Raw genomic sequence first — 11,586 nt, 5'->3', positions numbered from 1 at the left:
TAACACATTAATAATCAATCAATTAAAACAAAAAACACAACAAAAAACGATCATACGCGTTGCCCGGAAATACCATTTCTGTGATCTTGTTCAAACAATAAATGAAAACATTATTTCCATTTTTATTGAAAATGAAATCACCAAACCTTAGTATGGGCAAAAATAACACCGTCTTCTGTTAGGGGATATGTCAATGAATAAAGCAGTCAGTAGTGAGCAAAAGCCGCTGGACGTTATCTGTCTGGGACGAGTCGCCGTTGATTTGTATGGTCAACAAATCGGGTCGCGGCTGGAGGATATGACGACTTTCGCTAAATATTTAGGGGGATCGTCAGGCAATGTTGCCTACGGCACGGCCATTCAGGGATTACGTTCCGCTATGCTGGCCCGCGTCGGCGATGAGCATATGGGACGTTTCGTTCGTGAAGAATTAAACCGCGTTGGTGTGGATACGCAGTGCCTGCTGTCGGATCGCGATCGTCTGACCGCGCTGGTGATCCTCGGCATTAAAGATCAGGACACCTTTCCTCTGATCTTCTACCGCGATAACTGCGCGGACATGGCGCTAACACCCGAGGATATCCGCGAAGATTACATCGCTTCTTCACGCGCATTAGCCGTCACCGGTACCCATCTTTCTCACCCCAATACGCGCGCCGCCGTTCTTAAAGCGCTGGAGTATGCGCAAAAACACGGGCTGCGGCGGGCACTGGATATCGACTATCGCCCCGTGCTGTGGGGTCTGACGTCGCTAGGAGACGGTGAAACACGTTTCATCGCCTCATCACAGGTTACCGAACAGCTCCAGCAGGTATTGCGCCATTTCGATCTGATCGTTGGGACCGAAGAAGAATTCCATATCGCCGGCGGCAGTACCGACACGCTGACCGCCCTGCGGCGCGTCCGTCAGTTGACCCAGGCCGTACTGGTGTGCAAACGCGGCGCGCTGGGCTGCTCAGTCTTTGAAGGCAACATCGCCGATGACTGGTCGCAGGTGAAGATACATAGCGGCGTTCGTGTAGACGTTCTGAACGTGCTGGGCGCGGGCGATGCCTTTATGTCAGGACTGCTGCGGGGATACCTGAACGATGAAAGCTGGGAGCAAGCCTGCCGTTATGCAAACGCCTGCGGCGCGTTAGTGGTATCGCGCCACGGTTGTGCCCCCGCCATGCCAACCAAAAAAGAGCTGGACAACTACCTCGCGCGTGAACAATCCATCACCCGGCCAGACAAAGACCCGCGGCTGAATCACCTTCATCGGGTCACAACCCGTAAACAGCACTGGCCGGAGCTGTGCGTATTCGCCTTTGACCATCGCAAGCAACTGGTGGATATCGCAAATGAAGTCGGCGCCAGTGAATCCGCGATCCCTCCCCTGAAGATGCTACTGCTGGAAGGGGCACGTCAGGCGGCGCTTGAGGCCGGTTTACAGAATAATAGCGGCATCCTTGCCGATACCACCTTTGGTCAGCAGGCGCTTAACGACGTGACCGGCCAGGGATGGTGGATTGGCCGACCGGTTGAGATGCCCGGTTCGTATCCGCTGAAGCTGGAACATGGCGATATTGGCTCTCAGCTTGTCAGCTGGCCGCAAGAGCACGTCGTGAAATGTCTGGTCTTCTATCATCCACTCGATGCAGAGTCGGTACGTCTTGAACAAGAGGCGCTCATTGACGAGGTTTACCGCGCCTGCTGCCAGTCTGGTCACGATCTGCTGCTGGAAGTCATCTTGCCGCGCGATGCGGCAGACCAAAATGAGCAATACTATCCTCAGATTGTGGAACGTTTTTATCAACTGGGGATCCTCCCGGACTGGTGGAAACTGCCGCCGTTAAGCCCAGATCGTTGGCGAGAAATCAGCCAGCATATTGAGCATTATGACCCTGAATGTCGCGGTATATTGATACTTGGCCTGGACGCACCGGAAAGCGAGTTGAAGTCAGGATTCGCCGCAGCAGCGGATATGCCCTGGGTGAAAGGTTTCGCCGTCGGCCGGACCATCTTTGGCGAACCGTCACGCCAGTGGTTAGGCGGCCAGCTTAACGATGAACAGCTCATCGCAACGGTGAAACAAAAATACCGCATGCTTATCGACTACTGGCGCGAATACCGCCCGGCACGTTAATGCCTGCCTCATCACGCCCCGTGTCTGCATCGGGCAAGGGGCGTGTTCAAGGACGATTCCATGCCAGCTCTCACACAACATTCCACATCGATCACGCTGTTTCGCATCAGCGCCGCGATGTTTCTCAACTATCTGACTATTGGCATCCCGTTAGTCATGCTGCCGCTGTACGTTCAGCAGCAGTTGCATCTGAGCGATCTGTTGATCGGTATCGCGGTAGGCAGCCAATTTATCGCCACCTTGCTTACCCGGGGCGCCGCGGGTCGAAAAGCCGACACGTCAGGCGGACGTCGGACGGTTATCACCGGTCAGTTCTACTGCGCCGCATCAGGTCTGCTGATGCTGGTCAGTCTAATCGCTCACCCGGTTCCGCTGCTCGCATGGGCCATACTGATTGTTGGTCGTGTGCTGCTGGGCATCGGTGAAAGTTTCATTTTGACCGGTAATTTAACCTGGGGGATGTGGCTGGCGGGCTCGACCCACGCGGGTCAGGTTATTTCCTGGAACGGCATGGCGACCTACGGTGCGCTGGCTATCGGCGCGCCGCTGGGGCTGTCGCTTTACGCCAGGGCCGGCCTGGCGCTTCCGGCGCTCCTCGTCGTGCTGTTGCCGATCATCGCCAGCGGAGTCATCTATGGCATTCCGGGGAATATCCCAACAGCCCGTCCCCGCGTGCCAGTGCTACGGGTCGTCGGCCTGGTGTGGCGGCCCGGAACAGGGCTTGTGCTCCAGGGTATTGGTTTTGCCACCCTTAGCGCATTTACCGCCCTCTGGTTCAACGAGCGTCACTGGGATAACACCGGTTTTGCGATGACGCTGTTTGGCATTGCGTTTATCGCTGTCCGCTTTTTCTGCGCCAAATTTCCCGACCGTTACGGCGGCGCCACGGTCGCAACCTTTTCACTACTGGTAGAGGGGACCGGACTGGCGGTAATGTGGGCCGCTCCGTCAGCAGGCGCTGCGCTGATTGGCGCGGCGATTACCGGCTGCGGCTGTTCGCTGATGTTCCCATCGCTGGGCGTAGAGGTTGTGCGCAGAGTGCCACCGGAGATTCGTGGTACGGCCCTCGGCGTCTGGTCAGCGTTTCAGGATCTGGCCTACGGATTTACCGGACCAATAGCGGGCCTGCTGACGCCGTTTATCGGCTATCAGCAGGTCTTTCTTCTGGCCGCGGCCTGCGCGCTGCTGGGCGCGGCGGTTGTCCATCTCCTGCTGCGGCAACATTAAGCTGTTAAGAAGGGGCGAGTCTTTTCCGCCCCTATCGCAAAGACTTCGCTGGCCGCCATCTGCCAGTAGCCAAGGTTAAACAGTTCCAGCGAACAGATCCCCTCATAGCCCTTCTGCACTAGCTCATGCGTGATCTCATGCAGTGGGATCACGCCGTTGCCAGGAAACAGACGATGGCAATGCTCCAGCGTTGCCAGCGGCAAATTATCGGCGTCATCAATATGGTAAACGAAGATCTTTTCCACAGGGATCTGGCGAAGCGTGGTCAGATCCCGCCATTGATCGTGCAGGTAAAGATTAAAGGCATCGATGACCAGCCCGACGTTACTGCGATCGACCGCATCTACGATCTCCATCGCCATGGCAAGACTGCGCACACAGCATCCTGCGGAACCGATCGGCTCAAAGGCCAGCCGCATCTGGCTTTCTTCCGCCACTGCCGCCATCTCGCGCAGACGCTTCACTGAATCTTTCACCGTTTCCCCTGGCGGAAAATTTCCCCCCTGACGAATGGTGGGCACCACAACCAGACAATCCCCCCCCACCACTGAGCCAGCATGGCAGGCGAAAGCCAACTGCCGCCGTTTCTCCGCCCAGCTTTCGCTATCACAAAACGTAATGTCTTCCAGCGAATTGTAGCCCCAGGGCTTAAGGTGGCCGACGGCAAAAATGTCTGCCAGCTCGCTTAACGTATGTTTCTGTAACCACTCCTGCAACATATCCAGACGGATTTCGATGTAGTCATAGCCAAAACGTTCCGCCAACACAACATCCTGTGCCAGCGTGGAGTTTCGCATACAGGTCGCTTCATTAAATCCCAGCTTCATCATTCAGATCGACTCCTGCCGCCATAGCAACGTACTGGCGCCTGACGGCGGCAGCGTTAACGCGATCTCTTTATCGCCATCCAGCACCCGACAACGCCTTTCCTGGACATCGCGGTTATACACCACCAGCACACGCTCGCCGTCGGGATTCACAAATCCCACCTCTTCCAGAAGATTATCGTAACTTGAAGAAAGCATGACCCTCGCCCCCGGACGCACATAGCGGCAGAAGTGGCCAATACCATACCAGGAGTGGTTACGCCGCAGCACGTCGTTTTGCGCATCGTATTGAATGGGCGCTTCACACAGATTACCCTGATGATTCGGCCCACCCTCACTGTTCAACAGCAGATTCCAGTCGATAAACCCGCTACAACCCGATTTGAAATTACCAATCATGTCATGGAGATAGGTATGCCAGTGGCGAATCTGGCTACCGGCATCGCTCTCCATTGGCACACAGCCTTCGGAAAACAGGAGTTTTTTATCCGGCAGGCACTGGGCCAGATACTGTATTTGCGAAAAATGGTCGCCGGTATACCAGTGGAATGCCAGCCCGTTAATTCCCTTATAATTAGCTTCGTCAGCAAAGGCGAGTTCAGCCCAGTCTACCAGGCCATCTTTATCGTGATCCCAGATATAGATCTCCATCTCATCCATACCCTGCCGGGCGAGGCGCGGACGCAGATACTGCACGGCAAAGGCTGTCTCCTCTTCCACGCTATACAGACAGGAGTCCCAGGTTTTTACCGCCACCGGCTCATTCTGCACGGAGAGCGCCTGCACATTAATGCCGTGGCGGCGGTATTCCAGCAGGTAGTTGATAATGATATCGGCCCAGTCGGCGTAGCATTCGCGCCGCAGCTTGCCGCCACCGTTCATATCGTTATTAGTTTTCATAAACGCCGGCGGACTCCACGGCGAAGCCATCAGCTTCATGTGTGGATTTAACCGCAACGCCCCGGAAATCAGCGGTATTAAATGCGCTTCATCGCGGGAAAAGGAGAGCCGTCCCTGCAGCAGGTCAGCGCTGGAATCGACATACGCGTAATTGCCCAGGGAAAAATCACAGCTCTGAATTGGCATTCGCGCCAGAGTGTAATTATGTTCCTGAGCAGAAAAATAAAGGGAAAGAAATTGCGCCTTCGTCTTTTCGCTCATGCTGTTGAATACCACGCCCGCACCTTCGGTAAAGCTGCCGCCGAATCCGTCAATCTGCTGTAACGTGTGGCGCGGTAAGACGCTGATTAATTCACTGCAATCACGCTGACGATGCGAAAAAGAGACCGCACGCTCAACAAGGAATTGCTGACGATACGGATCGGAAGAGATGAGTCTGCCTTTCATAGGGAAGTTCCGGATAAAAGAAGATAATAAATTGTGATATGCCGGATAGGACGCTTAAGCATCGCTATCCGGCAGAAGGTTTTAATACGCGGAAGGTTTATTTGTAGAAATCAGGTTTTGAGGGTAATTCAACAATCTCGGTACTCCCTGTTTCCTGAGACTTCACGCAGGCATCAGCGGTAACCGCAGCCAGATAACCATCCCATGACGTTGGGCCTGCCGGCGGCAATCCTGCGTTCAGGCGATCGAAGAAATCCTGGAACTCAATGTCGTAGGCATCAATAAAGCGCTGTTTCCAGTCAACCAGGATGTCGGTGCTATACTTCGCCGCTTTCCGTACCGCGGCGCTGGCGACGGTTGGCAGCTCCGCCATTCCTTTCTCGCCGGTAACATCGCAGTGAATGTCATAGCCATACTGGCAGTTCACAAACACTTCAACCACAATATTGATGCCGGAGGTGGTTTCCATTACAACCAGCTGCGGATCACGCAGAGTGGTCACCAGGCTGGACTGACGCGGGAAGTAAACCTTAACGGTTTTATAATCTTCGTTAAGCAGCCAGTGCATAACGTCAATTTCATGAATCAATGTTTCATAAATAGCCTGTGGCGTTTTGTATTCTGGCACCGTGCTGGCATTGTAATGACGTCCATGAACCATTAATGGCTGACCGATTTCGCCGCTGTCGATAATATTTTTCAGCTGAACGTAACCTTTGTCGTAGCGGCGCATAAAACCAATCTGCACCATGCGCTTACCATTTTTCTGCTCTGCTTCAATCACACGCTGACAATCCGCAGCCGTCACCGCTAACGGTTTTTCGCAGAAAACATATTTGTTAGCATTTAGCGCGGCAACGGCCACATCGGCATGCGCCTCATTTGATGCGGTAATGATGACCACTTCAACGTCTTTATCATTAATCAGATCGTGATAGTCATTATAATCTTTGGCTTCGATCGCATACTTATCCAGCGCCGCCTGCGCCCTACCCGCGACGATATCACATACGGCAACAACCTCTACACCCGACACGGTGTTGGCCAGACGTCTTAAGTGATCGGAGCCGATCATGCCGATACCTACAATACCTGCTTTTAAAGTCATTTTCTGTTTCCTTTTCAATTAAAGATAATTTTTCAGTAACTCATCAATATGCTTTTTACCTTTTTGCGCATATTCCAATGGGTTATATTTCTTAGGATCCTGCTCGGCCTCAACAACAATCCAGCCAGCATATTGATGCCCGACCAGATAAGCTAATACGGATTTAAAATCAATATTTCCATCGCCGGGGACGGTAAACACACCATCAAGGAAAGAATTGAGGAATGATTTCTTCGCGAGGCGACATGCTTTGAGTTTTTCATTACGCACATCTTTAAAATGAACGTGTTTAATACGATCAAAATGTTTACTCAGTAGCGGCATGACATCGCCGTCAGAAACATATATATGCCCGGTATCAAACAGCAGATGTACAAATTGCGGATCGGTATTCTCCATGAGTCGATCCACTTCCGGCAGAGTCTGCACACCGGTACCCATATGATGATGGAAAGCGAGCTTCAGCCCGTGCGCATTGGCAATTTTCCCAAGCGCATTAAGTCCTTCGCATAAAAGCTGCCATTCGCTGTCGCTGAAGTTAGGCTTCTCTGTATAAACGCACTTATCGATAATGCCTTGAATACTATAAGTTTGTTCAGAAACAACGGCGACATATGCATGTATTGCCTGCAAATAAGCACAATGCTGTTCAAAAGCATTCATCGCAGATGCAATACCATCGCGAATAATAAAGGAAGAAAACCACTGGCCTGGTATTTCCAGTCCGCGAAGCATTAACTCTTTATTTAACTCAGCAGGATCCTGCGGATAACAACCGCCAACTTCCGTCCCGGAAAAACCGGTGAGCGCGGCATCACTAAGTATTTGTTTATATGTATTTTCTTTACCAATCTCAGGAATATCATCATTGCGCCAACCGATAGGCGCAATCCCCAACTTAATGCTCTTTTTTACATTGTACATATTGCTGGCTCCCACTTAATGAAACGCTTTTACTGCATACCGCGATGCAAATTAACCTTTGATGGACAACATATTACTTTTTGTAGCCTGAAAAACTTTATCTATCCTGGTTGAAGAAGTGGGATAAATGCGTCAGGTATCACAAAAAAATCATCACTCTTTAATGATATTGCCAGACTTTTCGCGCTATAGATAAACGCATAAAATATACCGACAAATAAAAAATGGCCGCAGTATTGCGACCATTCTCATGACGATTAAATTTTAGCAAGCATTAATATTCAAATAATAAATAATTAGCTTTACGATAGTCCTTGCGATATTGACCGGGCGTTTTCCCTACTTTATTTTTGAAGTAATTCTGAAAATGACTAAGGTTGCTAAAGCCAACACGATAAGCAATAGAGGTGATCTTTTCGCGCCCGCCTTCATCCGTGGTTAGTAACGATTGCGCCTCCCCCAGCCTACGTTTTATCAGGTAATCCATCGGTGAATAACCATAGCGGCGTTTAAATTCATGGGAAACATAATAAGGACTGACATTAAATTTCGTCGCCAGCGTATCCAGCCGAATTGGCTCATAGAAATTGCGATCAATATAGGATTTTATTGAATCAAGTAAATTTTCATGGCGCTGTATGGCATCGTTACCTGTGCGCAATAAGACATTTCCCTCAATGTATTTGAGTACTACCTGGGTCAATAGCTGCGCCATTGCTGGCCCTTCTACCGCATGCTGATTAATAACGGTAAACACGGAGCTCATCAGTTTTTCCACCGTCGCATAATGGTGATACAGTGGAATAACCGGCACAATATCATCCGGTATTAGCGCATTCTCACGTAGACCCGGACACGAAATATTGTTAATCCCACAACAAATAGTGCCAATTGGCCGCCCGCTTTCCAGATACTCATCATGCACCACCTGGCTGTTATAAATGACCAGGTCGCCTTTACGAACCGGGTAGATGCGATCGCCAATGAAATACTCCCCGTCTCCTTCGGTGATAAGAATCAGTTCAACGGTCTGTGGGTGCATATGCATGAACCGGACAAACGGACCATTGCTCTCACTGACCTGACTCACATACGCCAACTGGGGCTGAGCCTTATTCTCTCGTTCTGAAGGACAGAAGCACAAGCGCATGATTTACCCTCCAATATCCGAAACTGTGGTGCCGAAACACCCCTGAAATTTGAATTTTTATACCACACCAAATGAAACAAAAATGCTATATAGATCATAATTTTTTCCAAATCTTTCCTCGTCACAACAGACAACCATTGATACCACAACAAATAAAAACAATAAAAATCAATAAGTTAATTAGATTTTTGATTTCTTACTGCACATAACCTCGTATAAAAACCAGTCGTCAAATTTTCAAAATAAAATTTCATAAAAATAAATTTGAAATTTTTAATCCTAAAATTTACATTGAATACGGTATGCGTTTTAGGCTGAAGATAACCAGGCTTTCCTGTGACCGCTCAGTCAGAACGTCGTCAACATCGGTTTAAGAGGATAAAAAAGAGATGGAAACAGTCGGCAATTTTATTCATGGTAAAACGACACTGAGCAGCAGCGGCGAGACGCTACCGGTGACTAATCCGGCCACCGGTAAAGTAATTCGTCAGGTCACCCAGAGCACCCGAGAGGAGATGCTGGCGGCAATTCAAAGCGCACATGAGGCTTTTCCGGCATGGAGTAAAATGACTCCGCTACGCCGGGCACGTATCCTTTTTGAATTCAAAGTATTACTGGAAAAGCATCGGGACGAACTGGCGGCGCTGATCGTCAGCGAGCATGGCAAGGTCTGGTCAGATGCGCTTGGCGAGCTGACGCGCGGCATAGAGGTTGTCGAATTTGCCTGCGGGATCCCGCACCTCAGCAAAGGAGAGTACTCCTTTAACGTCGGCTCAGGCGTTGACAGCTTTTCATTAATGCAGCCGCTTGGGGTTGTGGCAGGCATCACACCGTTTAACTTCCCGGCAATGGTGCCTATGTGGATGTTCCCGGTTGCTCTGGCTTGCGGCAATACCTTCGTCCTGAAGCCGCCCGCACTGGTGCCGTCCGCATCGTTACGTATGGCGCAGCTTCTGCAGGAGGCTGGCCTGCCGGACGGCGTGTTTAACGTTGTTCACTGTGGCAATGAGGCGGCTAGCCTGTTGACCAGCGACCCTCGTGTACAGGCCGTCAGCTTTGTCGGTTCCTCCGCCGTCGCGGAACATATCTATACCACCGCCAGCGCCCATGGCAAACGCGTACAGGCCTTCGGGGCCGCCAAAAATCACGCAATCGTCATGCCGGATGCAGACCTGGACGCCACCGTCAACGCCATTATGGGCGGAGCATTTGGTTCCGCGGGCGAACGCTGTATGGCGCTGCCGGTAGTGGTCGCGGTGGGCGATGAAACGGCGGACCGTCTGATCGAACGCCTGAAACCGCTGATTGCGGCGCTACGTATCGGCCCGGGAGAGCTGCGCGGCAAAGATGAAAATGAAATGGGCCCGGTTGTTTCACGTGCTCACCAACAGAAAGTGTTGGGTTACATCGACAAAGGGGTTAGCGAGGGAGCAACTCTGGTCATGGATGGCCGCAACTATAGCGTGGCGGGATATCCTGAAGGCTTTTATGTCGGCGGCACTCTGTTTGATAACGTCACGCCTGAGATGACCATCTGGCGTGAAGAAATTTTTGGCCCGGTTCTCGGAATTGTGCGCGTCCCGGATTATGCCACCGCCATTAGCACGGTAAACTCCCATGAATTCGGCAACGGCAGCGTGATTTTCACCACCAACGGTCACTATGCGCGCGAATTCGCCCAGTCGGTTGAAGCCGGGATGGTCGGTATTAATATTCCAGTTCCGGTTCCGATGGCATTTCACTCTTTTGGCGGCTGGAAGCGCTCGGTGTTTGGCGCCCTGAACGTCCATGGGCCGGATGGCGTGCGCTTCTATACCCGGATGAAAACCGTTACCTCGCGTTGGCCGAACGGACAGCAGATCGTATCGGAGTTCAGTATGCCGACTCTCGGTTAATACGCTTTCAGGAAGGAGAAGATTATGGCCAACTTGCTGAGTACCTGTACCTCTGAGTCGGGAAATATCCAACACATTTCCCCTCAAAATGCAGGCTGGGAGTATGTCGGTTTTGATGTCTGGCAGTTGAAGGCTGGAGAGTCGATAACCCTGCCGTCCGATGAGCGTGAACGCTGTCTGGTGCTGGTTGCCGGGCTGGCCAGCGTTAAGGCCGCCGACAGTTTTTTCTATCGGATTGGTCAGCGCATGAGTCCGTTTGAACGCATTCCGGCTTATTCGGTTTACCTCCCCCATCATACGGAGGCGAAAGTGACAGCCGAAACCGACCTTGAGCTGGCCGTATGCAGCGCGCCGGGATTCGGAGAGCTTCCGGTACGTCTGATCTCGCCACAAGAGGTCGGGGTAGAGCATCGGGGAAAAGGGCGCAATCAGCGCCTGGTGCATAACATCCTTCCTGATAGCCAGCTCGCCGACAGCCTGCTAGTCGTTGAAGTGTACACTAATGAAGGCGATACCAGCTCCTGGCCCGCGCACAAGCACGATACGGCAGTTGAAGGCCAGGAGACCTATCTGGAAGAGACGTACTATCACCGTTTCAATCCACCTCAGGGATTCTGCTTACAGCGCGTCTACACCGACGATCGCAGCCTGGATGAATGTATGGCGGTCTATAACCGGGATGTAGTGAAAGTACCTAAGGGCTACCACCCGGTTGCCACCATCGCGGGTTACGATAACTACTATCTGAACGTGATGGCCGGCCCGCTACGAAAATGGCGTTTCACCTGGGAAGAGAACCACGCGTGGATTAACTCACCAGACTACCCGCGATAACACTTCGTTGAGTGGTACTTTGCCAGCCGTCCTCTGCGGCTGGCTTTTTTATTCAACTCTGCGCCACACACGCTCATAAGATCGCTATCCGCCTTCTCTTAAATTATTTCCCTGTTTTGTATATAGCGTATTTACGGCACGGCCCCCAC

General features: G+C 51.6%; 9 protein-coding genes and 1 pseudogene. 5 read left to right on the top strand and 5 right to left on the bottom strand.

The features are described from left to right. Window positions 1-187 precede the first annotated feature (187 nt). Together iolC and HV477_RS07050 are read left to right on the top strand one after the other, a co-directional pair. Window positions 188-2,125, top strand: a complete 1,938-nt coding sequence (gene iolC / locus HV477_RS07055) for a 5-dehydro-2-deoxygluconokinase (RefSeq protein WP_077905570.1) — start codon at window positions 188-190, stop codon at window positions 2,123-2,125. A 60-nt stretch (window positions 2,126-2,185) separates the two neighbouring features. After that, window positions 2,186-3,352: an MFS transporter gene (locus HV477_RS07050; protein ID WP_001111174.1), complete on the top strand. Its 1,167-nt coding sequence runs from the start codon at window positions 2,186-2,188 to the stop codon at window positions 3,350-3,352. On the opposite strand, the gene iolI1 is transcribed toward HV477_RS07050, so the two are convergent. The 5 genes from iolI1 to reiD all read right to left on the bottom strand — a co-directional run bounded on the left by iolI1 (window position 3,349) and on the right by reiD (window position 8,657). Beyond that, on the bottom strand, window positions 3,349-4,182 hold the full coding sequence (gene iolI1, locus HV477_RS07045; RefSeq protein WP_079898734.1) for a 2-keto-myo-inositol isomerase IolI1: 834 nt from the start codon (window positions 4,180-4,182) through the stop codon (window positions 3,349-3,351). The two genes, HV477_RS07050 and iolI1, sit on opposite strands and share 4 nt — an antisense overlap. Next, entirely contained in the window at window positions 4,183-5,526 is a 1,344-nt protein-coding gene (srfJ, locus tag HV477_RS07040; protein WP_000678387.1) for a lysosomal glucosyl ceramidase-like type III secretion effector SrfJ, read from the bottom strand. Between the two features lie 97 nt (window positions 5,527-5,623). Next, a complete protein-coding gene (gene iolG1, locus HV477_RS07035) occupies window positions 5,624-6,634 on the bottom strand; it encodes an inositol 2-dehydrogenase IolG1 (RefSeq protein ID WP_079898735.1) in 1,011 nt (336 codons plus the stop codon). Between the two features lie 18 nt (window positions 6,635-6,652). Further along, window positions 6,653-7,573: a myo-inosose-2 dehydratase gene (gene iolE, locus HV477_RS07030; protein WP_079898736.1), complete on the bottom strand. Its 921-nt coding sequence runs from the start codon at window positions 7,571-7,573 to the stop codon at window positions 6,653-6,655. Between the two features lie 259 nt (window positions 7,574-7,832). Further along, window positions 7,833-8,657 carry a myo-inositol utilization transcriptional regulator ReiD gene (gene reiD, locus HV477_RS07025; protein ID WP_000332219.1) on the bottom strand — a complete coding sequence of 275 codons (825 nt, stop codon included), beginning with the start codon at window positions 8,655-8,657 and terminating at the stop codon, window positions 7,833-7,835. Between the two features lie 122 nt (window positions 8,658-8,779). Here reiD and HV477_RS07020 point away from each other — a divergent pair. The 3 genes and pseudogenes from HV477_RS07020 (at window position 8,780) to iolB (ending at window position 11,437) form a co-directional block, all read left to right on the top strand. Next, window positions 8,780-9,082, top strand: a pseudogene (locus HV477_RS07020) (hypothetical protein). Between the two features lie 15 nt (window positions 9,083-9,097). Continuing rightward, the gene (iolA, locus tag HV477_RS07015) at window positions 9,098-10,603 is read left to right on the top strand and encodes a malonate-semialdehyde dehydrogenase IolA (RefSeq protein WP_000450729.1); all 1,506 of its coding nucleotides are present in this window, start codon (window positions 9,098-9,100) and stop codon (window positions 10,601-10,603) included. A 24-nt stretch (window positions 10,604-10,627) separates the two neighbouring features. Continuing rightward, window positions 10,628-11,437, top strand: coding sequence for a 5-deoxy-glucuronate isomerase (gene iolB, locus HV477_RS07010; protein WP_000002010.1), 810 nt, complete (start codon window positions 10,628-10,630; stop codon window positions 11,435-11,437). The last annotated feature ends 149 nt before the right edge of the window (window positions 11,438-11,586 follow it).

Source organism: Salmonella sp. SG203, from assembly GCF_013350575.1.
GTDB lineage: Bacteria > Pseudomonadota > Gammaproteobacteria > Enterobacterales > Enterobacteriaceae > Salmonella > Salmonella enterica.
The sequence above is the reverse complement of the archived record's forward strand: the minus strand, read 5'-3'. Positions and strand labels throughout refer to the sequence as shown.

Coding starts and splice junctions, on each gene's coding strand:
- iolC (WP_077905570.1), top strand. CDS start 188: ATGTCAATGAATAAAGCAGTCAGTAGTGAGCAAAAGCCGCTGGACGTT.
- HV477_RS07050 (WP_001111174.1), top strand. CDS start 2,186: ATGCCAGCTCTCACACAACATTCCACATCGATCACGCTGTTTCGCATC.
- iolI1 (WP_079898734.1), bottom strand. CDS start 4,182: ATGATGAAGCTGGGATTTAATGAAGCGACCTGTATGCGAAACTCCACG.
- srfJ (WP_000678387.1), bottom strand. CDS start 5,526: ATGAAAGGCAGACTCATCTCTTCCGATCCGTATCGTCAGCAATTCCTT.
- iolG1 (WP_079898735.1), bottom strand. CDS start 6,634: ATGACTTTAAAAGCAGGTATTGTAGGTATCGGCATGATCGGCTCCGAT.
- iolA (WP_000450729.1), top strand. CDS start 9,098: ATGGAAACAGTCGGCAATTTTATTCATGGTAAAACGACACTGAGCAGC.
- iolB (WP_000002010.1), top strand. CDS start 10,628: ATGGCCAACTTGCTGAGTACCTGTACCTCTGAGTCGGGAAATATCCAA.